We start from the raw sequence: 22,090 nt of genomic DNA on the forward strand, positions 1-22,090 counted from the left end.
TCAGTCCACGAGTGACAGCGCGTGCGCGCGACGCAACTTGCCCGACGGTGTCTTCGGAATCATCCCGGGTTCGAGTACCACCACGTTGCGCGGGCGGACATCCACCTCGGCGAACACCTCGTGGGCGACCTGTCGCTCGACCCGGCGCACCTGCTCGGGATCGGCGAAATCCTTGCACTCCACCGCGACGGCGAAGGTCTCCCGAGACAGCCCCGCGTCGAGTCGGACCGCGACGGCGCAGCCTGGCCGCACGCCGTTGACCCGGCTGGCCGCACGTTCGATGTCGGTCGGATAGATGTTGCGCCCGGCCATGATGATCACGTCCTTGATGCGCCCACACACGACCACCTCACCGGTCTCGGTGAGATAGCCCAGATCACCGGTGTCGTACCAGCCGCGCTCGTCCTGGGCCGGGATGAATCCGGCCACCGTGGTGTAGCCCCTCGTCACCGGCTCGCCGCGGACCTCGATGACACCGACGCCCCGTGGGGCCAGCACGCTGCCGTCTTCGTCGACGATGCGGACCTCCAGGCCCTCCAGCGGCTTGCCCAGCGATACCAGCCGCCGGGTGTTCCCCCTGGTCGCCGGGACCGCGCGGTGCAGGACCGAGAGCAGATCCGCGTCGATCTCGTCGACGACCATGCCTCCGCCGCACTCGGAGAAGGAGACGGCCACCGTGGTCTCGGCCATGCCGTACGCGGGGATGATGGCCTCGGGCTTGAGCCCGAAGGGTGCGCCCGCATCGCAGAGATCCTCGACGTCGAGTGGGTCGACCTGCTCGGCGCCGGACAGCGCCCACCGCAGCGAGGACAGGTCGAATTCTCCGGGCGTCGCCTGCCTGCGCAATCGCTTGGCGAACAGGTTGTAGGCAAAGTTCGGCGCGGCGGTCATCGTGCCCTTGTACTTGTCGATGAGCTTGGCCCACAACAACGTATCGCTGAGAAAGTCCATCGGCGTCACCTTGACCAGCTCGGCTCCGATGTACATCGGCACCGTCAGGTAACCCGTCATGCCCATGTCGTGGAAGCACGGCAGCCAGCTCACGATCACATCCGTGTCGAGATCGAAGTCGCAGCCCACGACCATCGCCTCGGCATTGGCGACGATGTTGGCGTGGGTGATCTGGACGGCCTTCGGCGAGCCCGTCGAGCCCGACGTCAGCTGCATCAGGGCCACATCGTGGTCGAAGGTCTCCAGCGGCTCGATGGGGTCATTGGCCAGCAGCGATTCGATCGTCACCACCGTCATCCCGAGTCCCTCGAGCACCGGCGCCGCGGCCATGAACGGGTCGGAGATGACGACGGCTTTCGCCGAGATCATCTCGATCACGGCGGTGGTCTCTTCGGCCCATCGCACCAGGTCGGTGCGGGGAGTGGGCTGGTGAACCATGGTCGCGCTGGCACCGCGCATCCAGATGCCCTGAGCGGTCGGCGCGATCTCGACCGGGGCGCCGGCGAGAACGGCGACGGCGTCACCAGGGCCGATGCCCGTTTTTGCCAGGCCACCCGCCACGCGGCGGGCCCGTTCGTGCACCTGAGCCCAGGTATGGCGCACAGGTGCGCCGGGCTCCCCGGTGACCATGCCCTTGCGACTCGACTGGGCGTTGCTGTACATCGTCTCGGTGAATCGGCTCACGACAATCCCTTTGGCCTTGGCGCGCAACGACGCCGCGTATTGGCTGTTTTGGTAGACCTGGCGCGAAATTGCTGATGCGCCAGGTGATGTGGAAGCCGCTGGGGTTCGGCCGTCGCCCAGCCCGGTTCAGGGCCGACGATGACTGTGGAGGTGCGTGTCTCCTCTGTGTTCAACCCAGATGGTTCGCCGCACCGGTCGGAGCGACGTGCCTTGCATGTCGGACGCACTGACGATACAGACCCAGCCGTTGCGGGGCACCTTCGCACGCCGACACCGCCCCGAGTCGTTATCAACTCTGTACCTTCAGGCAACCAAGCCCCCCGGCCCGATCGTTCGCACCAATGATTTTTCGGCTGACGTCCGAGGTCAGGGACCTGATCGGCGGGGAGGAGAAGTCGCCGCCGAGACGTTTCCGTAAGGCTGGGCAATCAACCTGCACAAACTGTAGCGCGTCGATCGGCCAGATTCACAAATACGACGCTGACTTTGCGGGCCGCTATCCGGCGGGACGCGGCCTACCCAGTCGCTGCACGCGGGCGACGATTTTGGTCACCGCGGACGGCTTGGCGGCCGGTGGCCGGCGAGAAACATACGGCCACGGGTTGTTGCGCTCCGGAACGGCGTCGGTCCGTGCCTGCTTCAACTCCATCCGAAGGTGCCGGCGCAGGTCGTCGAGATCGGGGTCGTCCCACCGGTTGACGGCCTCGGTCGGGTCGACGGTGAGGTCGTAGAGCTCCCACTGATCATCCAGCGGCGACGTCCGATACGCCTCTCCGCCAAGCCCGTTGGCCGCGAGGTGCCGTACCCCGGGCTCTGTCCAGGTCGCCGGATCGTCGAACGTGCGCACCAGCTTCCACAAGTGGTCGTCGACTCGCACGACCAGTCCTTCGAAATTGGATCCGACATGCGCGGGTATCTGAATGCGCAGCGGCATAGGGGGATTGACCGTCAGCTTCAATTGACGCGCCACGCCCGACGCGCCGGTGTCGCCTTCGAGCATGTTGTCGCGCGTCATCAAGTACACCGGACGTGACTCGTCGGCAGGCGCACCGTCGACGACGGGCATCAGATCGCGGCCCGGCAGGTCGTGCACCTCGGAGAACGAATCACGTAGCGCCGCCGCCACCGCCGCGACGTCGATACCGGCCGCACCCAACAGCGTCGGCACCAGATCGACGTGCGACGTCGGCGCCGTCACCGTGCGGGCGGATGTTGCGCCCGCGCCGGTGCGTGCGACGACGAACGGAACGCGGGTGGCCTCGTCGTACAGGTTGAACCATTTCTGATGCAGGCCGCCGTGTGCACCCAGCAGATCGCCGTGGTCGGAGGTGCGCACCAGCACCGCGTTGTCCGAGCCGTCGGTGACCATTCGACGCACCCGGTCGAGGGGCCCGTCGACCTCGGCATGCAACCGGTAGTAGAGGTCGCGATAGCGCTGGGCGTTGCGGTTGTAGGTCCGGTTCACCGCGGGCGCCACGCCGTAGCCGGTGTAGTACGCCTCGCGGAACGCGATCTGCGCGGCGGGCTTGGTCGACAGGTCCTCGTCCGCGGTCGGAGGGGCGGGCACGTGCGGCGGATCCAGCGGCGACGGCTGCAGCGGACTCCTGCGCGACCACGCCGGGAACAGCACGATGTCATGCGGATTCACGAAGCTGGCCACCAGTAGGAACGGTGTCAGTGCGTCCGCGTCACCCGCGCGCCGCCGGGCATACCGGTCGTCGAGCCAGGCGACGACGCGGTCGGCGATCAGCCCGTCGCGCCGAACTCCGGCGTTCGCCAGCAGCGCGCCGTGCGGTTCGGGGCCCACCCAACCCGAAAACCCGAACGGCGCAAGGGGATCGGCGTCGAGGTAGGCCTGCACCGCGTCGTGGTCGACCACGCCGTCGTCGTCGTTGGTCGCGAGCGGCTTGCCGGTGGCCGGGTCGGTGAGATCCGCGTGGGTGATGTGCCATTTGCCGTCGTAATGGGTGTCGTATCCGGCGGCGCGAAACCAATTTCCAAGCGTGGGCACCTCGCCCTGACGCAGCCAGCGCATGCGGGAGTCGTTGTACACCTTGCCGATGCCGTCGGTCTGTGTGACGCCGTGCAGGTCGGGATACTGGCCGGTGAAAATCGTTGGGCGACTTGGCACGCAGGCCAGCGAGCCGGTGTAGTGGCGGCCGAAGCTGACCCCGTGCTCGTCGAACCACTTGCGGCCGGCAAGCGTGTGGTCACGCCAGGCGAGCACCTCGGGTGACTCGTAGGGCGGTATCGCGCGTTCCTCGTCGGTCATCAGGATGACGATGTCGGGACGCTCAGACAGCTCAGACACGTGTGTTCTCCAATCGCTTGGCCAGCCCATCGAGCAGGCCGTCGGACTCTCGGGTCATCAGACGGCACACGGCGCGTTCGGCGAGCTTCCGTATTCGGCCGGAACCGACCTCGACGGTGCTTGTCAGGGTGACGACGGTCGACTGCCCCGACGGCCGTAACGTCCAGCGGTTGTTGACCCTGTCGAGCTGCTTGGGCAGGCCCTCGATGTCGTAGGCGAGCGCGTGCGGCGGGTCGAACTCGACAATGCGCTCGACAAGGGTCTGGCGCCCCAGCTGAACCCGTCGCGTCGTGCCGATGGGACCGTCGGCGCCGTGCACCAGGATGCAGGAGTGGTCGACGCGGTCGACCCACGTACTGAGCGCGCCGAAATTCGCAAGAACTTCCCAGACGTCCTGCGGGGCAGCTGCGATGGTGCGCGAGCGGTCGATCCGGGCCACCGCCCCACGCTACGCGTTTCGGCTCGCCTGATCCGTGCAAGTGCCACGATGGGAGCATGTCCGACGACGCAATGGCCGAAGAACGCGAATTCAACAAGCGCAACATCGACGAGTTCCGCCGCAACGGCGGAAAGGTCGGCGGGCAGTTCGAAGGCTTTCCGCTGCTGATTCTGACCTCCTCGGGCGCCAAGAGCGGCGCTGAGCGGGTCAATCTCATCGCCTACTTCGACATCGACGACAAGATCTACGTCGTCGGTTCCGCGGCGGGCCGCGAGGAGAGTCCGGCCTGGGTGTTCAACTTGCGCGCCCACGCTCACGTCCAGGTCGAGATCGGCGCGGAACCCAAACGCCCGGTGGTCGCCCGAGAACTGACGCGGGAGGACCGCGACCGCATCTACCAGATCATCGTGGAGCGGGCGCCGGGGTTCGCCGAGTACGAGAAGCGGACCGACCGCGTGATTCCTGTTTTCGAGCTGGTGCGCGACAACTGAGTCGTCAGGCGCGGAGTCGTTGTGCCAGGCCCGACGCTCGGACCGCCCGCCGCTGCACCGCGGCGCGCACCGAATCCTCCGATCCGATGACGCGGATCTTCTCCTTGGCCCGCGTCACCGCCGTGTAGAACAGCTCGCGGGTCAGCAACCGCGAATCCTCGGGCGGCATCAGCACGGTCACCTCGTCGGCCTGGCTGCCCTGCGACTTGTGGATCGTCATGGCGTGCATGGTCTCGACATCGGAGAGCCGGCTGGTCGCGAACTCCACCTCATCGGAGCCCGCGATGGCCACCCGCATCGCGCCGTCGCGCAGCAGCGTCACACCGGCGTCACCGTTGTAGAGGCCCAGTCCGTAGTCGTTGGCCGTCACCAACACCGGACGCCCCGGATACCACTCCGACCAGATCGGGTCGCCGGTGATCTCCGCCAGCCATCGCTCGATCTGGTGGTTCCAGTACCGCACGCCATACGGGCCCCGGCGATGCGCACACAACAGCCGATGCTCGTCGAGTGATGCCAAGGCTGCATTCCGATTGTCGAGCACGGCTGCCTGGCGCAGCGCATTCGCCTGCGGCAGAACGACTCTCCGCAGATGCCCGGCCGGCTCTTCGGTGTCGATCCACTCGATGTGCTTGCCGCCCGCGCGCAGCACCTCGATGACCTGATCGGCATCGCCGGTCCGGATGGCCGACGCCAGCTTGCCGATCGACTCGCCGAACCGGTGCGATGTCGTCAACTCGGCGATGCGAGCACCGCCCAGTCCGTCGACGAGATCCGCGAGCACCGCACCTGCCTCCACCGACGCCAACTGGTCCGGATCACCGACCAGGATCAAACGCGCGTCGGGACGGACCGCCTCGAGCAATCGCGCCATCATCGTCATCGACACCATGGACGTCTCGTCGACAACGATCACGTCATGAGGTAACCGGTTGGCCCGGTTGTGCCGGAACCTCGCCGAGGTGTCCGGCTTGCTGCCGAGCAGGCGATGCAACGTCGTCGAGTGCAGGCCCGACAGCGCCTCCCGGTCCGTGGCATCCTCCAGCTTGTCGACCTGGAGTTGCACCGCCTCCTGCAGTCGGGCGGCGGCCTTGCCTGTCGGTGCCGCCAGCGCGATCCGCAGCTGTGTCCCGCTGGCCAGCAGCGCGAGCAGTCGCGCCACCGTCGTCGTCTTGCCTGTGCCCGGGCCGCCGGTGAGCACCGTCAACCCTTGTGCCAGAGCCACTTCCGCGGCGGCGCGCTGCTCCTCGAAGCCCCTCGGGAAGAGGCGGTCGATGTCGGTGGTGGCCTTTGCCGGTTTGGTGGCGATCAGGGTGAGGATGTCGTCGCACACCTGCTGCTCTTCGAGCCAGTACCGGTCGAGGTACAGCAGGTTGCCTTCGACCCGGAGCACAGGTGGCTGCCCGCTCAGCGGACTCTCCCGAATCGCCGCCAGCCAGGCGTCCACAGCAGGCCACGGCAGCCCCTCGACGCTGACCTGCTCCTCGACCGAGCGCACATCGAGGCACACCGATCCGTTCCGCAGCGCGCGCACCACCAGCGCCAGGGCAAGTGCCACCACGTCGTTGGTCTCGGACGCCATCGCGCTGAGGCGCTGTGCCACATGCACATCCGATGCATCGATGACCTCGGCATCGGAGAACGTCTGCAAGAGTCCGGTCGCGCTGACCGCCCGTCGCCACTCCACGCTCGTCATGCCACCACCCCGCCCGCGTCGAGAAGGTCGGACATCGAGGTGATGAGTGACGTGGGCGGCTGCCAACTGAACACCCCCGCCGGGTGTCCGTCGACCACCGGGGTGTCCGGTCCGCACATGCCGCGCAGGAACAGGTACATCACGCCGCCCAGATGTGTGTCCGGCAGGTATCGCGGCAACCGCCATCGCAGGAATCTGTGCAGCACAACGCTGTACAGCAGGGCCTGCAACGGGTAGTCGGAATGCAGCATCGCCTCGGTCAGCCTGGGGCGCGCGTAGTCCGCGGCAGTGAGCGGATGCTGATTCTGGTCGCCCAGCCAGTTGGTCTTGTAGTCGACGACGATGTACCGCTCACCGATCCGTAGCACCGCGTCGACCGAACCCGACAGATAGCCCTTGAGGGACTGCCCGCCCAGTGTCGCCCCCTTCAGTCGGTCCGCATACGGCGCGAGCGGGTCGTCCGTGGCGAGGTACTGCCCCACGAGCTCGCCGACGTCGGCGAGTCGGATCTGCGGTGCCGATCCCCGCAGATCCCCTCCCGCGAGCGGGAACTCGAAGTCCATCTCCCGCATCCGGTCGTGCAGACCAATCTGTCGCAGCGTCTGGCCGGCGGCGAGCGGACCCAGGGGAGTGTCGTGCATGGGCAGCATCGCGGCGGCCAGGTCGGCCGCCGCGACGTCGACCGGCCACCAGAGCGCGTGTTCGCGGATCTGCGCTTCCAACTCCGCCGCGAGATCGGGCGCGAACGGATCCGCGGTCTCCAGCACGGCGTGCACCAAGGTGCCGAACTTCGCGCCGCTCGGCAGGTCAGCCATCGGGGACGGCACATCCGTCCCCACCGCGGCGGTCACCAGTGGGATCTCGGCGGCCTCGTCGTCCAGCTCGACCACCTCGGGTTCACTACTCACCGGCGTCGACTCGCTCGCCCGGATCAGGCCGCTGTAGGAGGTGCGCCGCCACGCGGTGTCGATCGACCGGTGAAAGTGCCGGGCCTGCAGGGTGATCGACGTGTCATCCGACGGTGGCGACGGCAGGGGCTGCACGATCGACTCCTCGATCGCCGGCCCGTTGACCGCCTCCCACTCCTTGAATCTCGCCATCGCCTGGTCATCGGTGACCTTCACCGGCGAAACGATGTCCGGTATGACGGGCTCGCCGGGTGCACGGCCGCGGAGCAGACGCGACAGCCCGCCGGTGGGTTCGTCTCTCGACGGTGCCCACCACGCGACCACCTGCGCCTGCGCCCGTGTCATCGCCACGTACATCAGGCGGCTGTCGTCGCTGGCGTCTTCTTCGCGGCCCTGTTTCGCGACGGCGTTGAAGTCCGAGCTGTCCGGCCCACCGACATGCAGGCATCTGGTGTCACCCTCGTGGTACAGCACCAATTCGGGCTCGAACACGTTGTTGTTGAACGCGAACGGCAGATACACGACCGGGAACTGCAGGCCCTTCGCGACGAAGACCGTCATGACCTGGACGGCGGCCGCGTCGTTGTCGAGGCGGCGGGCGCGTTCGGCCGCACCGGTGCGATCCTCCCGCTGCGCGCGCAACCAGTCCCTCAGGGCCGGGAGCGTGAAGTGTTCGCGATGGGCGGCTTCCTGCAACAGCTGGGTCATGTGTGCGAGATCGGTCATCATCCTGTCGCCGTTCTGCCACGACAGCACCCGGTCGCCCATACCGTTGAGTTGGGCGGCTTCGAAGATCGCCGAGACACCGCGTTCGCGTGCATGACTTGCCCACTCCCGCAACGTCTCCGCGATGCGGTCGGTCAAACCGTCGCCGCCCCCGACGAGCGATTCGGCCGTTTCGCCGAAGAACATGGTCGCCGCGGCGGCCCGGACGATGCCGGGGCGGTGCGGCTGGTCGAAGGCTTCCAGCAGCGCCAGCCAGTCCTCGGCGGCGTCGGAGGTGAAGACGTCGGAGTCGCCGGTGTAGACCGCGGGGATGCCCGCCTCGCACAACGCGTGGTAGCAGACCCGGGCGTCGCGGTGCTTCTCCACGATCACCGCGATGTCGCCCGCGTGCAGCTTCTCACCGCCGAAAGTCGCGCCCGAGTCGAGCAGGACACCGATGTCGGCGGCCAGGTCCTTGGCGATGTGGTCGCGCAGTTGGTCGATGAGGATGACGTTGGTTCCGCTGCGGCCGAACGCATCCCGGCGCACCACCCGCAGCCGGAAGGGATCGGGGTTGGGCGCACCTGCCAGTCGGGTGCCCTGATGGTGGGCGGCGACGTCGTGCACGACGATCCGCTCGTGTCCGAGTTGGGCACCGCGCAGCACCGCCTGGAGACGATCGACCAGCGCGGCGTCGCTACGCCAGTTCGTGCCGAGCGTCATCTGCGTACCCGCGGTCGCGGATGCGGACAGGTAGGTGACGATGTCGCCGCCGCGGAACGCGTAGATGGCCTGTTTGGGATCGCCGATCAGGATCAGCGTGGATTGGCCGCTGAATGCCCGATCGATGACCTGCCACTGCACCGGATCGGTGTCCTGGAATTCGTCGACCATGACGATCGGCCAGCGGTTACGCATTCGCGAGCGGGCCGCCGAATCGCTGTCCTCCAGTGCGTCGGCGAGCCGGGTGAGCAGATCGTCGTACCCGAGAATTCCCCGCTGCCGCTTCCGCTTCTCGAGCTCGGCCTGGACGTCCGCGGCGAACCGGAGACACACGGCGGCCCGTGAATCGGGGTCGGGATCCTTCGGGCGCAGTTCGGTCGCCGGATGATTGACCACCTCACGGGCCAGTCGCAGGGCGTCGGGGTGAGCCAGCAGCGGGTTGTCCTTCTCGCGGCCGAAGTGCCGGAGGTAGAGGTCATCGGCGATCTCGGTGATCAACTCGTCGAGGCTTTCCACCAGTGTCACACCGCTGTCGGTGTCACCGGCCACGCCGAGCGATTTGAGCACCAGCTGGCAGAACTGATGTGTGGTCGCAATGGTCGCGGCGTCGAAAGCGGCAAGCGCGTCGCGCAGGCGACGCTGCCGCTCCTTTCGCTCGTCAGCGCTCGCGTCGAGCAGGTGCGCGATCACCTCGTTGTTGCCGGTCACCTCATGATCGTCGAAAGCGCGTACTGCGTCGACGATTTGACGGCGCACGCGGTCGCGCAGCTCCTGCGTTGCTGCGCGGCTGAACGTGATCAGCAGCATCTGGTCCAGCGTCGCCACGCCCTCGGCGATGTACCGAGTGACCAGACCCGCCAGTGCGAACGTCTTCCCCGTCCCCGCGCTGGCCTCCAGCACAGTGGTCGACCGCCGGGCGGGTAGATCCCCGACGTGATCGAACGGTTGCATGGTCATTCCAGCGCTCCGAGCATCGGTAGCCACAGCCGGCAGGCGTAGGCGTCGAGGCCGCGCTCGACGAGGTGCTTCAGCCACGTGCCTTTCCCGAAGGCCAACTGGTAGGCGGGCTCGTCCTCCTCACCCGGGTACCTCCCCGAACGCCACTTGAAGCCGGCCCGCTGTTCGGGATCTCGGTGGCCGTGTTTGGCCTCCGCCCACGCATAAGAGGTCTTGACGGGCAACGGCAGCGGTGCGCGGCGACCCTCGTCATACATCGCGACGAGATCGGCCAATAGCTCCACCGCGGGTCGCTCTGCCTTGGACAAGATCTCCACGCGCGGTGTGGTTCCCCTTGGCGGTCGTCCGATCGTGATGGCGCGCCACTCGCGTTGGGGTCGGTGAGCGATCAACGCCAGCAACGGAATCCACGGCTGAAGCAGATGGCGACCGTCGAGCTTGGAATAGGTCACCGACACGAGGCGGTCACCGTAGACCGGCGAGACGGTGCCGGTGAGCCTGCGCCCGCGGCCCAGGTCGATGTCAACGTCGACGGCGTCGGGTTGGGCGTCACGGTAGGGCCTGGCGGCGTCGGCGATCTCGGTGACCTGGTCGCGTATCTCGTTGGCCTTGCGCCACCCCAGGTTTCCCGGCGGAAGGGTGCCTCGACGCCATTCGGCCTGGCGCGCCTGGTCGGCATCCATGCCGCGCAACATGTCCTGAAGCATGCGGTCGCCGACGGTCCACTCCTCGAGGGCGTTGATGTCGACGGGCATTGCGTCCTCGACGCCGTCGACCTCCCAGGGCAGCGTGTAGTCCAGCGCGCGGAAGAACCCCTTGACCGGATCGCGGAAGAACGCAACGAGATCGGCGAGGACGACATCCTCGGCCGGGGGAGCGGGCAGCAGACCGGAGATGAACAACGGCCGTTCGGCGCGCTCGCCCGCGCGGGCCAGTGCGGCACGTTTCACGGTGGAGTCGAAGGTGAATGGTTCGCGGGGTATCAGCTTGCCGGGGATGACATTTCGAGTGTCGAAGGGCTGCAGCGGATGTTTGACGACAACCTCGCGTTCCTTGGTCTCGGTGGTCAGGTCGAGGGCGTCGAGGAGTTCGGCGAGCGGGACCGCGGGTGGACGCTCTTGGCCGGAGTATTCGTTGGCGCCGGTGTAGGTGATCACGAGCGATTCCGTGGCGGCGCCGATCGCGTCGAGCAGCAATTGCCGGTCCTCGGAACGGATATCGCGCTCACCGGTCATCGGAGCGCGGGCCAGGACGTCGTCGCCGTCGACCACTCCGAGCCTGGGGAACACCCCGTCGTCGAGTCCGACCAGGCACACCACCCGATGCGGTACGGACCGCATCGGCACCATCGTGCACACCGTCAGCGTGCCGGTGCGGAAGTTTGCGCGCGTCGGCCTGCCGGCGAGGTGGCGGTCGAGCAGCGCCTTGATGTCGGGGAGTCGCATGAGGCTGTCGGCGCGGGCGCCGGCGGTGGAGAGCACGTCGCCGAACTCGCGTTGCAGCTGGCTGGTCTGCCAGGCGTCATCGTCGCCGACCTTGGCGAGCAGATCGATGCCGTCGGCCAGTGACGTCAGCCAGTCACTGAGTGGCCTTGCACCGGTGAGTGATTCGACAGCGCGGTGTAACCGGTCGACGTACTCGGCGAGCTGTCCGGCGAGCTCGACGCGGTTGCTGCTGACGTCGTCGAGCGGGAGGGTGGTGTCGATCCAGGCGTGTGAGTCGTCGGACATCGCGACACCGGCGAGGACGCGGTCGACGCCGAAGCGCCAGGTGTTCTGGATGAAGTCGACACCGTAGGGCTTGCGGTGTTCGGTGTCGAAGCCCCAGCGGATGTTCGCCTGGCGGACCCAGCGGGTGATGTCCTCGAGGTTGTCGTCGGTGAAGCCGAAGCGGGCACGCACCGGCGCGGTCTGGGCGAGGTTGAGCACCTCGCTCGCGGTCGCCCGCCCCCCTGCGAGGGTGAGCAACTGCGACGCGACGCCGAGCAGTGGGTTGGTCTGCACGAGCGACCGGTCGGCCAGTCGCACCCGCAGTTGGTGGGCGGGGTGCACGCCCTTGATCATGTCGCCGAGGCCGAAGCCCGCGACGATCAGCGGCGCGTACGTCTCGATGTCCGGGCACATGACGAGGATGTCGCGTGGTTCGAGGGTCTGGTCGTCGGCGAGCAGGCCGAGCAGCACTTCGCGCAGGACATCGATCTGGCGGGCCGGGCCGTGACAGCTGTGCACCTGCACCGAGAGGTCGTCGGACCTCAGCGTGCGGCCCTGCGGGCGAACGGCGTTGGCGGTGATGTCGGATTGCAGCCAACCGAGCAGTGTCTCGGGATGGGCAGCGCCGCCGAGATATTCGTCGGTCCGCGGATCGGCGGGCAGGCTGCGCTGCAGCTCGCGCAGATCGCGTCCGAGCGTCGCCAGCAGCGGGTGGTGGACGCTTCGGTGGGTGGTGTCGTCACGACGGGGGATGGCTCCGTGGTCGCCGGCGAGCGATGTCCACAGGTCGTCGCTGGGGTGCGGCAGCCACAGGTGCAGGTCGTGGTGGGTGGCCAGCGCGTCGAGCAGTTCGATCTCGGTGCTCGGCAACCGCGTGTGGCCGAACAGGGAGATGCGCTGTGGCAGGTCGGTGGGGGACTCCCGCAGTGCGGCAAGGGTTTTGGCGTGACGGACGTGGGGCGGGTCGGCGTCGATGCGGTTCACCAGGGCGCGCCAGAGGGGCGGCTGCCACAGCAGGTCGTCATCGATGCCGCCGTCCGCACCGTTCTCCCAGTCGATGAGCAGGTGCGGACGTTGGCGGGCGTAGGACGCGAAGAGTCCGGCGAGCCGTCGCGCGACCGAGTAGCGCCTGCCCTGCCGAAGTTCGCGTTCGTCACCCGATTCGAAGTGGCCGAGGTGGGTCGACAGAGTCTTGCACCAGGGCTGATCGCAGCTTTCGTCGATGACGTCCAACAGCGGCCAGACCATCGCGTCGGGCGTCCACGGATCGTCGCGGTCGGTGCCGCTGATCTCGGCGATCAACGAGTAGGGGTTGCGGAACGCGATGCCTGCGCACACGCCGTCGGCGCCGCTGCCGCGACCGAGGACGTGCGAGAGCCGCTGGCTGAGCCAGCGTTCGACGCCCTTGGCGGGGACGATGACGACTTCCTGGGCGAACGGGTCGGGCAGGGGGTTCGAGAGCAGGGCGCCGAGACCGTCGGCCAGCAGATCGGTGCGCTCAGCACGGTGCAGGTGCAGTGCCATCAGCGTCCACTGTAGGAGGCTGCGGACACTCTCAGGTGCTGTTGCGCCCGATGATCAAATCCTTGAGTTCGGCGATGTGTTCTTCGACCGTGCGGAAGCCGACGCGTGTCTCCTGTCGGAGGTCGGCGAGCCCGGACTCGACCGCTGTCAGCCGTGTCTCAACCGAGGTCAATCGCTGCGAGTGCTCCCGCTGATTCGCCCCAAGGGCGTTGACGGCCGACAACACCGCGCGGTAGTCGGCCTGCGAAGCCTCGAGAGCCGCTACTCGCGCCTCAAGATCCTCCAGAGTGGCCACTGCAACATCCTATGGCGGCGACGACGAACCGGCCTTCGGAAGCGTCGAGGCTGTGGACAACTCAGACGAGCATGATTCGGTCGCCGCCTTCGACCAGGCGCTTCAACTCGTCGACGACGCGCCCGAGTTCGTCGACCATCCAGCTGTCCAGACCGCGCTTGCGGTACGCGTCGAGCAGTCCGCCGTAGTACCAGAGGTGATCGCGCGGGTCCTTCACGGTGAAGCGCTCCCACAGCTTGGGGCCGTGTACGTGGTAATCCCGCAGCATTGACCGGGCGTTGTCGAGCTTGTCGGCGACCGAAACCAGCAGCGTGTCCGTGCCGACCTGTGCAAGGTGCTCGACATAGGCCGTCTTGCGTTCGCGCCACGGCGGTTTCGGCTCGACGTCGGTGTCACTGCACTCCTTGACGATGGTGGCGACGCCGTCACCGAAGTTCTTCCGGATCTCATCCAGCGTCGGCGGGCCGCCGGCGTCCTCGACACAGTCGTGCAGCAGCGCCGCGATGGCCTGATCTTCGGAGCCGTCGTCGTTGATCACCAGACCGGCCACCGACAGCAGGTGCCCGAGGTAGGGGATGTTCCCGCCCTTGCGGACCTGGTTGTGATGCTTCAGCTCGGCGTACACGAGGGCCTTGGAGAACTGGCCGGTCAGCTTGGGTGTCGAGGTCTGTTCACTCACGTCAACCGCGGGTGATCTTGTTGGAGTCGGTGGTGTTGATCTGCGGATCGCCCGAGAGATAGACGATTTCGTTGTCGAAGCCCGAGGCGCTGATCGCGTTGGCGCTGTCGACGGTGATCTTGTTCTCGACGCCGGACACCGAGACGGTGCCGCAGTTACCGGTCAGCGTGACCGTGTTGTTGACGCCGCTGATGTTCACGTCGCCGTTTTGGCAGACGACCGTTTTCGTCTCGTCGATCCCCGAGACACTCGCCGGGGCGTCGGCCGTCGCGGTCTGTTCGGTGTCCTCGCTCGGCAGGCCCGTGATGTCCGGGAAGCTCGGGAAGGTGATCGTCGGCGGGACGAACGTCCGCGTGTTGTCCGGGTTGTCGACCGATCCGCCGCCGCCCGCCACGCCCGACTCCTCGATCGTCGACGACATCAGCGACACCACCACGCCGATGCCGGCGAGGATGACGAACACGAGCGCGATGAGCCCGATGACGACTCCGACCGGAACGCCGGCTTTCTTCTGGATCGGTGTGTAGTGCGTGCCGAACGGCGGCTGGTACGGATCGCCGTAGGGCTGCTGACCATAGTTCGGCTGGCCGTAAGGCTGTTGACCATAGGACGGCGGGCTTCCGTACGCCGGCGGCGGTAAGCCATAGGCCGGTGGCGGCAGCTGCGACGATGGGTTCACCCCTTCGCCGTATTGGGGCTGCTCGGTGCCCAGTTCCCGCGCCCCGTATGCGGCCGCTGACTGCTCGAGCTGCCGAATGCGTTCCTCGGGGTCGTCCGGGGAGGTCATGGGCAGATCCTGACATATCGGGATGACGTGCGGGCGGCGAAGCAACCACGCCGGGTAACTTCATTCCCATGTCGCCGAGCCTCAAGGAACGTATGCAGGCATCGAGGTGGATCACGATCGCGTTCGCCGTGCTCGCGGTGGCGCTGCTCGGCGCCGCGGTGGTCCTCGTCATCAAGCCCCGGCTGTCGGGAACGTCGACAGCGCCATCCACCGAGGCCTCGGCGCCCAGCTCGCCGGCGCCCACCTCGCCGGTCGCGCCGCCCTGCGGCGAGGCCGAAGGCTTGGTCAACTCCATGTCCACCCGCGACAAGCTCGCCCAGCTGCTGATGGTCGGGGTGACCGGCGCCGAGGACGCCCGCGCCGTCGCCGCCGACCACCGCATCGGCGGCATCATGATCGGAAGCTGGACCGACCTGTCGATGCTGCAGGACGGATCCCTGCCCGCGATCGCCGCCTCGACGGGTCCGCTGCCGCTGGCCGTCAGCGTCGACGAGGAAGGTGGCCGCGTGTCACGGCTGGCGACGATCATCGGCGAGCAGCCGTCGCCGCGCGTCCTGGCCGCCACCACTTCGCCCGACGAGGTGTACGCCATCGCCTTCGAGCGGGGCGCCGCGATGAAACAGCTCGGCATCACAGTCGATTTCGCCCCGGTGGTCGACGTGACCGACGCCCCCGACGACACCGTCATCGGGGACCGTTCCTTCGGCTCCGACGCCGAAACCGTCACCGCCTACGCCGGTGCGTACGCGCGCGGACTGCGCGACGCCGGAGTGCTTCCGGTGCTCAAGCATTTCCCCGGGCACGGCCACGGCTCGGGTGATTCACACACCGGCGGCGTGACCGTCCCGCCGATCGAGCAACTGCAGACCGACGACCTGATCCCGTACCGGGCGCTGACGACGCAGCATCCGGTCGCCGTGATGCTCGGTCACGTGCAGGTGCCGGGCCTGACGGGCACCGATCAGGCCAGCCTGTCCAAGCCGGCATACGACCTGCTGCGATCCGGGGGCTACGGCGGCCCGCCGTTCACCGGCCTGGTGTACACCGACGACCTGTCCAGCATGGCTGCGATCAACGAGCAGTACGGTGTGCCGGAGGCGGTGCTGCGCGCGTTGCAGGCCGGCGCCGACGTCGCGCTGTGGATCACCACCGACGAGGTGCCCGCGGTATTGGATTCGCTTGAACAGGCGGTCAATTCGGGACAGCTGAGCATGGACCGCGTCAACGAGGCGGCGACGCGGGTGGCTGCGTCGAAGAGTTCGACGCCAAACTGCGGGGGCTGACTTTCGTTTGCCGTGTCGCGAGACCGGCAACCCATGCTTCATGGTCGGAAAGCTGCGCTCCACCGTCATCGACTGCCGGGAGCCGCATCAGCTGGCTACCTTCTACGCGGGCGTTCTCGGCGGCAGCCTCCATGAGGAGGACGACACCTGGGTGGTGCTGACAGACCCAACGGGGCGTCGGCTGGCCTTTCAGCTATCGCCAGAGCACGATCCCCCGCGGTTCCCGGACCCACATGGTTCCCAACAGTTCCACCTGGACATAGCCGTCGATGACGTCGATGCCGCCGAGCGTGAAGTCCTTGGGCTGGGCGCGACTCGGGTGGGCGACGCCGTCGAGGACGACCAGTTTCGGGTGTACCGCGACCCTGCCGGTCACCCGTTCTGTCTGGTGTGGGGAGTGACCGATTAGCAAAAGTGACAAAAGCCTGACGAGCGGCGTTTCGCACCGCGGAAAGGTGTACTCAGGAGATGTGGTGACACCGGGTTTCATCGCCATCGGGAGCGGTCCCGCGGGGGTGAGCGCGGCGGAGACGTTCCGCAGCAAGCACCCCGGCATTCCGGTGCGCATCCTGACCGTCGAATCTGCGCTTCCCTACGCCAAGCCGCCACTGAGCAAGGGCTATCTCTGCGGCCGTGAGGACCGCCGCGAGTTGCACAGCGCCGGCTGGTTCGACCGCAACAACGTCGACCTCATTCGCGGCGTCACCGTCGACCACATCGACACCGACTGCCAAGAGGTGGTTACTGCGGGCGGGCAGCGCTACCCGTACTGGCATCTCGTCGTCGCGTCGGGTGCGAGGCCGATCAGGCTGACGATCCCCGGCGCCGAGTCCGCGCTCACGCTGCGGTCGTTCAGCGATGCGGTTGCGCTGAAGATGGCGGCCCGATACGCAGACTCGGCAGTCGTCATCGGCGGCGGCCTGATCGGCTGCGAAGCCGCCGCCGCGCTGGCGACCGGGGGTGTGAAAACCGCGCTGGTGGCCCCGGAAACCGTTCCCCTGCAACGACGGTTCGGTGTCGAGGTCGGCGAGCGTGTGGTGAAGATTCTCGCCGACAACGGGGTCGGCTTCGTCGGTGGGACCAAAGTCGCCGAAATCGACGGCTCGGGCGTGGTGCTCGACGACGGCACGGCGGTCCAGGCCGACCTCGTCGTCTCCGCCAATGGTGTGCGGCCCGACATCCGGCTGGCCGAATCCGCCGGATTGGAGACCCGCGACGGGCGCATCGTGGTCGACGAGCACATGCACGCGTCGGCGCGCAACGTCTACGCCGCGGGTGACGTCGCCCTTGCCCACAATGTCACCGCAGGGCGCCGCATCCCCGCCGAGCACTGGCGCGATGCCGCGCAGGAGGGGCTCGTCGCGGGACTCACGGCCGCCGGCTTCTCAGCCGCCTGGGATCAAGTTCCCGGATTTACGTCCATCATCGGCGATTCGGTGTTCAAGTACCGCGGCTGGGGCAGCTACGAAACGTGTCGGCTTGTCGACCACCACGACGGGTTCACGGTCTGGTACGAGTCCGACGGCGAGGTCGTCGGGGTGCTGACGCTCAACGCGGACGAGGACCTCCGTCACGCGGAAGAACTGCTGCGCGCGTAGCGATTACAGCCAGTCCCGGGATCAGCATGGGCACTCGCTGCCGGTACTCGGCGTAGCGTGCTCCCAGCGCCGCCGTCAGATCGTGCTCTTCGAGCTGCAGGGCGAGCAGGATGTATCCCGTCATCACCGCCGCGAACAGCAGATGACCCGCAGACATCGTCGGGGCCGCCCAGAACGCGATGAGGAAGCCCAGCATCAACGGATGGCGCACCACCCGGTACAACAGCGTCACCCGGAAACCGGTCTCCGCGGATGGCCGCGCCCGCCAGGCCGTGAACACCTGTTTCAGCCCGAACAGCTCGAAGTGGTTGATCATGAAGGTCGACGCCAGCACCATCGCCCAGCCCAGCCAGAACATCGTCCACACCGCGAGACGCGCGGGCTGCCACGTCACGTCCCAGACAACCGCGGGCAGTTCGCGCCACTGCCAAAACATCAGGACGAGAACGAGACTCGCGATCAGCACGTAGGTGCTGCGTTCGATGGGCGCCGGCACGATGCGCGTCCACCATCGCTTGAACGCCGGACGGGCCATGACGCTGTGCTGCACCGCGAACAGCGTCACGAGGACGATGTCGATCGGTACCGCCCAGCCAGCAGCGGCGACGAGAGCGTTGTCGACACTGCGTGGCACGGCGAGGCCACCGACGAAACCGATCAGGTACAGGAAGACGACGAGAAACAGGGTGTAGCAGAGTGTGCCGTAGACGACGGCGATGGTTCGTTTCATGGTTCGACTCTTCGCCGCAGGGCTGCGCAGGCGCGTGAGGCGGATGCCTCAACTTTCAGCGACCAGACCGTGCTCGAGGGCATACATGCTGGCGCCGATCCGGTTCGAGACGCCGATCTTGGTGTACGTGCGTTCCACGTGATTGCGGACCGTCTTCTCGCTGAGGACCAGTTTGGCCGCGATCTCCCTGTTGCTGACCCCTTGCGCGACGAGCCTCAGCACCTCGACCTCCCGCGCTGTGAGCCCGTGCGGGCGCGCTTTCGGCTTCGCCGGCGCGTGACCGGAGGCGTAAAGCACGGCGTCGGCGGCCACCGAGTCCAGTTCCCCGTCGCGGACCCGTTCACGCAGGCGGCGTGCCGCACCGGCGGGCCCGAGCGCCTCGCGGTAGGGCCGCGGTTCCAGTGCGCTCTGATAGCTCACCGCACACGCCAACAACCGGTCGGGCATCGTCAACTGTCGCGCGGCCAGCCCACGCGGATACCCGGAGCCGTCGAGGCATTCGTGATGGTTGGTGGCGACGGCCGCGACGTCCTTCAGGCCGGGTACCCGGGACAGGATGCGCTCGGACAGATAGGGGTGCAGCCGCATGCGCTCGAACTCCGCCATGGTCAAATCGCTTGACTTGGACCAGATCTGATTGGACACGCCGATGCGGCCGATGTCGTGTACCCAGGCGGCGCGTCGGGTCAACGTCACGGCGTCCTCGTCCAATCCCGCGGCGACGGCGGCATCGGCCGCAAGCTGTGCGACCGCGCGTGAATGCCCGAGGGTGAACGGGCATTTGAGGTCGACGAAATCGCCGAGCGCCATCAGCAGCGAGTCCAGCGAGGGCCCGTCGAGGCGGGTGTTGCGGTCGGGCGCATGCTGCAGCGCGGTGGCCCATACGTCACCCGCCGACGGTACGGCGAGCACTCCCGACGGGTCGGCGACGAACGCGTCGACGACTGCGGGATCGAACTGCCCACCGCGCCGGCTGCGTGCCATCGCGACCGCCCCGTCGGTGCCGTATTCGCGTTGATGCACCTCGACCATGTCGGCGAGCTGGGCGACACGCATTTCGATCGGGATGGCTTCGCCTGCAGAGCCGGTCGGCAGCCCGCCGCCGTCGAATCGCTCGAAGGTGAACCGCAGCGCGGTCTGCACGTCGTCGGCCAGCCCGATCCGCTGGGCCAGCAGCGCCGCCGAGGTGCAATGCGAGTGGATGAGTTGCGAAATGTGGCCCCGCGCATTGGCGTACAGGGTCGCAGCGGTCTTCAGTCGCGACAGCAGGGATTCACCACGGCCGACGTTGGTGAGCAGGAATCGTTGATACGGCAGGCCCGACCAGTCGACGAGATACGAGCCGCGGCGCACCGCGATGTCGTCGCCGAACCACCGCGCATACTCGTGCGAGTCGGCGTGACAGCCGATCCACATGATCAGCGTCGCGTAGTAGATGCAATCGCGCTGGGCGGCAGTGAGTCCCAGACGGTCGGCGATCCGCGTCGCGATGAGCGCCGACCGCAGCATGTGCTCGGCGGGCTGCCCCAACCCGAGGTCGATGGCCACCGACAGCGCCGCCACCACTTCCGCGCGGGTCGGAAGGGCTGGCGACGACTGCCGAGGGGGCATGTGCCGATTCTGCGCTGTCGTCATCGCTTGGTCAGCTGGAAAGGTCAAGACGGTCGCCGTCGCGATGCCGGGCGACGTCGAACGCCTCGAAACGGCCCTGCGCGACGACGCAGATACCGCGCTGGGGTAATTGGAAGTCGGCCAGGTTGCCCTGGACGGGGTGGGGTCCGACGGGTCCGAGGTCCTCGCCCTTGACGACGGCGCTGGAGTCGGCGACCGCCCACACCCGTCGCGGAGCGATGCGGAATTCCTGGCCGTTGGGCAGGTGGCCGGTGAGCTTGATGCGGCCGATGCCCAGCAGCGGGCCGACGATCGGGCTCATCGCGGCGAGCACTGTGCGGCTGCGCGCCATCGTCGCGGGCAGCGTCGAGCCGACGGCGCTCATCAGTCGTGTCGCGGGTGTGGTCGTGATGTCGACGCGCCAATCCAGCACGCCGTCAATGGAAATCGCCAGCGACCACGGGGTGACCCAGCGCGACGTGATGTCGCTGACGACCGGGTCGACTGGGGTCGCCGAGCTGAAGTAGCGCGAGCAGCTCTGCGGGCCGGGTGTGGTCGCGTAGAACGTCCACACGCCGTCCGGGGTGCGATGCCACACCGACAGGTAGGCGGGGGAGAAGGACGTCTCGGGGAAGTCGCGGAAGGCGAGATAGTGCCCGTTGGCGAAGGGCAGGCCCATGACGCCGAAGCCGACGACGCGTTCCTCGTCTCCGTCGGGCAGGGGCATGGTCTTGGAGGCGGTCGCGGCCGCTTCAGGTGTGGTGGTCATGACTGTCATCATTTGTTGGCAGCGGGGGCAGCCACATGGGGCAATTGCCCCAAGTTCATCCCCGCGAGCAGACGCGAGAACCCCCAAATTAGGCGCCAGCAGGGGGTGTATGCGTCTGCTCGCCGGGCTGACCTCAGCCGCGAAAGCCCTCCAGGGACACTTGTCGAGCAGCCAAGCTACGAGCGACGATCGGCCAAATCACCAAGCGGGGCAGGCAAATAATGCTAGGTATTGCGGATGAGCGATTCACCGCAGTCGGTGGTCCGTAGATTCTTCGCTGCGTGGGCGAAGCCCGGTGCTGACGAATTGGCCAGCTTCTTTCACGACGCCGCCGAATGGCACGACGGTCCGCAGGGCGTACGCCCCGGCGCATCGGCGATCGGGGCCGAGCTCTACTCCCAACTCTCGGCAGTCGGTGGTGTGCGTGTTGACGTCAAGACGCTGGTCAGCGACGGCCGGACCGTCATGGTCGAACAGTTCAGCAACTCGACTGTCAACGGCAAGCCCGTGGCTGCGGTGGTCATGGCGGTATTCGAGTTCGACGGAGACGGCCGAATCATGCAGTGGCGTGAGGCCTATGACCTCGAGTCTGTGCTGAAGCAGATCACCGACGCGACGGCGCGACAGTAATCGGCGCCACCTAGCCCCGGAAACCCGCCAACACCGCGCCCACGCCCAGCTTCCAGCGCCGCTCGACTGACGGCCCCGTCGGCCCTAGCCAGCGGCCCAGCTCCTGCACCGCCAAACCCTGCGCCAACGCGAGCAGCACGTGCGCGATGTCGGTGACATCTCCCGACAGCAGTCCCGCATCTGCGCAGCGCTGGATCCGGCCGATGAACACCTCGCGCACCGACGCGCCTGCCGCCAGCTCGTCGGGTCCGGGTTCGAAGTCCATGAACGGTCGCGAGAACATCACCTGCGCCAGCCGCGGGTACGCCCGGCAGAAGAGCCGGAACACCGGCACCAGCCGTTCCAGGTCGGCCAGCGGGTCGTCGCTCACCGGGACCTTGGCCAGCTCGGCCCCGAGCAGCCGAAACCCCTCGAAGAACATCGCCCGCACCAGGCCGGCCTTGTCGACGAACAACTCGTAGACCGCAGGGACCGACGTCCCGGCCCGCTCGGCGACCCGGCGCGTGGTGAAGCCGGTGAAGCCGTCCTCGGCGAGCGTCGCGATCGCGACCTCGAGCAGATGCTCGCGAAGTTCCGGCGTGCGTTGCTTGGCCCTCGGCATCTCAGCCTC

At 67.4% G+C, this 22,090-nt stretch carries 18 protein-coding genes; 5 read left to right on the forward strand and 13 right to left on the reverse strand.

Features of this window, described 5'->3' with window-relative positions:
- The 3 genes from BST47_RS06245 to BST47_RS06255 form a co-directional block, all read right to left on the reverse strand.
- A complete protein-coding gene (locus tag BST47_RS06245) occupies positions 1-1,635 on the reverse strand; it encodes a fatty acyl-AMP ligase (RefSeq protein ID WP_083124408.1) in 1,635 nt (544 codons plus the stop codon).
- A gap of 496 nt (positions 1,636-2,131) precedes the next feature.
- Complete coding sequence (locus tag BST47_RS06250) at positions 2,132-3,937, reverse strand: sulfatase-like hydrolase/transferase (RefSeq protein WP_083125085.1); 1,806 nt, start codon at positions 3,935-3,937, stop codon at positions 2,132-2,134.
- Between the two features lies 1 nt (position 3,938).
- Positions 3,939-4,385 (reverse strand): SRPBCC family protein, encoded by a 447-nt coding sequence (locus tag BST47_RS06255; protein ID WP_083124410.1) that lies wholly within the window; start codon positions 4,383-4,385, stop codon positions 3,939-3,941.
- A gap of 56 nt (positions 4,386-4,441) precedes the next feature.
- On the opposite strand from BST47_RS06255, the gene BST47_RS06260 reads away from it, so the two are divergent.
- Positions 4,442-4,876: a nitroreductase family deazaflavin-dependent oxidoreductase gene (locus BST47_RS06260; protein WP_083124412.1), complete on the forward strand. Its 435-nt coding sequence runs from the start codon at positions 4,442-4,444 to the stop codon at positions 4,874-4,876.
- Between the two features lie 4 nt (positions 4,877-4,880).
- On the opposite strand, the gene recD is transcribed toward BST47_RS06260, so the two are convergent.
- The 6 genes from recD to BST47_RS06290 all read right to left on the reverse strand — a co-directional run bounded on the left by recD (position 4,881) and on the right by BST47_RS06290 (position 14,859).
- Complete coding sequence (gene recD, locus BST47_RS06265) at positions 4,881-6,572, reverse strand: exodeoxyribonuclease V subunit alpha (RefSeq protein ID WP_083124413.1); 1,692 nt, start codon at positions 6,570-6,572, stop codon at positions 4,881-4,883.
- On the reverse strand, positions 6,569-9,859 hold the full coding sequence (recB, locus tag BST47_RS30890) for an exodeoxyribonuclease V subunit beta (RefSeq protein WP_083125086.1): 3,291 nt from the start codon (positions 9,857-9,859) through the stop codon (positions 6,569-6,571). Before recB ends, recD begins: the two co-directional genes overlap by 4 nt.
- Positions 9,860-9,861: 2 nt before the next feature.
- Complete coding sequence (gene recC, locus BST47_RS06275) at positions 9,862-13,098, reverse strand: exodeoxyribonuclease V subunit gamma (RefSeq protein WP_083124415.1); 3,237 nt, start codon at positions 13,096-13,098, stop codon at positions 9,862-9,864.
- 31 nt (positions 13,099-13,129) lie between these two features.
- Positions 13,130-13,393 (reverse strand): hypothetical protein, encoded by a 264-nt coding sequence (locus BST47_RS06280; RefSeq protein ID WP_083124417.1) that lies wholly within the window; start codon positions 13,391-13,393, stop codon positions 13,130-13,132.
- A gap of 61 nt (positions 13,394-13,454) precedes the next feature.
- On the reverse strand, positions 13,455-14,072 hold the full coding sequence (locus tag BST47_RS06285; protein ID WP_083124419.1) for an HD domain-containing protein: 618 nt from the start codon (positions 14,070-14,072) through the stop codon (positions 13,455-13,457).
- A gap of 1 nt (position 14,073) precedes the next feature.
- The gene (locus BST47_RS06290; RefSeq protein ID WP_083124421.1) at positions 14,074-14,859 is read right to left on the reverse strand and encodes a DUF3060 domain-containing protein; all 786 of its coding nucleotides are present in this window, start codon (positions 14,857-14,859) and stop codon (positions 14,074-14,076) included.
- 92 nt (positions 14,860-14,951) lie between these two features.
- Here BST47_RS06290 and BST47_RS06295 point away from each other — a divergent pair, with 92 nt between their 5' ends.
- The 3 genes from BST47_RS06295 (at position 14,952) to BST47_RS06305 (ending at position 17,740) form a co-directional block, all read left to right on the forward strand.
- Positions 14,952-16,142 (forward strand): glycoside hydrolase family 3 N-terminal domain-containing protein, encoded by a 1,191-nt coding sequence (locus BST47_RS06295; RefSeq protein WP_083124423.1) that lies wholly within the window; start codon positions 14,952-14,954, stop codon positions 16,140-16,142.
- Between the two features lie 40 nt (positions 16,143-16,182).
- Positions 16,183-16,551 carry a VOC family protein gene (locus tag BST47_RS06300; protein WP_083124424.1) on the forward strand — a complete coding sequence of 123 codons (369 nt, stop codon included), beginning with the start codon at positions 16,183-16,185 and terminating at the stop codon, positions 16,549-16,551.
- Positions 16,552-16,612: 61 nt separating this feature from the next.
- On the forward strand, positions 16,613-17,740 hold the full coding sequence (locus BST47_RS06305; RefSeq protein ID WP_107528884.1) for an NAD(P)/FAD-dependent oxidoreductase: 1,128 nt from the start codon (positions 16,613-16,615) through the stop codon (positions 17,738-17,740).
- On the opposite strand, the gene mddA is transcribed toward BST47_RS06305, so the two are convergent.
- From mddA to BST47_RS06320, 3 genes are read right to left on the reverse strand one after another with little or no spacing between them, the layout of a single operon-like run.
- The gene (mddA, locus tag BST47_RS06310; protein WP_083124428.1) at positions 17,691-18,470 is read right to left on the reverse strand and encodes a methanethiol S-methyltransferase; all 780 of its coding nucleotides are present in this window, start codon (positions 18,468-18,470) and stop codon (positions 17,691-17,693) included. The two genes, BST47_RS06305 and mddA, sit on opposite strands and share 50 nt — an antisense overlap.
- A 48-nt stretch (positions 18,471-18,518) precedes the next feature.
- The gene (locus BST47_RS06315) at positions 18,519-20,105 is read right to left on the reverse strand and encodes an HD domain-containing phosphohydrolase (protein ID WP_083124430.1); all 1,587 of its coding nucleotides are present in this window, start codon (positions 20,103-20,105) and stop codon (positions 18,519-18,521) included.
- 7 nt (positions 20,106-20,112) lie between these two features.
- The gene (locus BST47_RS06320; protein WP_083125087.1) at positions 20,113-20,850 is read right to left on the reverse strand and encodes a hypothetical protein; all 738 of its coding nucleotides are present in this window, start codon (positions 20,848-20,850) and stop codon (positions 20,113-20,115) included.
- Between the two features lie 237 nt (positions 20,851-21,087).
- Between BST47_RS06320 and BST47_RS06325 the strand changes: the two genes are divergently transcribed.
- Entirely contained in the window at positions 21,088-21,480 is a 393-nt protein-coding gene (locus BST47_RS06325; RefSeq protein WP_083124432.1) for a nuclear transport factor 2 family protein, read from the forward strand.
- A 10-nt stretch (positions 21,481-21,490) separates the two neighbouring features.
- Here BST47_RS06325 and BST47_RS06330 read toward each other — a convergent pair whose 3' ends face one another.
- Positions 21,491-22,081: a TetR/AcrR family transcriptional regulator gene (locus BST47_RS06330; protein WP_083124434.1), complete on the reverse strand. Its 591-nt coding sequence runs from the start codon at positions 22,079-22,081 to the stop codon at positions 21,491-21,493.
- Positions 22,082-22,090 lie beyond the last annotated feature (9 nt).

Source organism: Mycolicibacterium tusciae, from assembly GCF_002086795.1.
Taxonomy (GTDB): domain Bacteria; phylum Actinomycetota; class Actinomycetes; order Mycobacteriales; family Mycobacteriaceae; genus Mycobacterium; species Mycobacterium tusciae.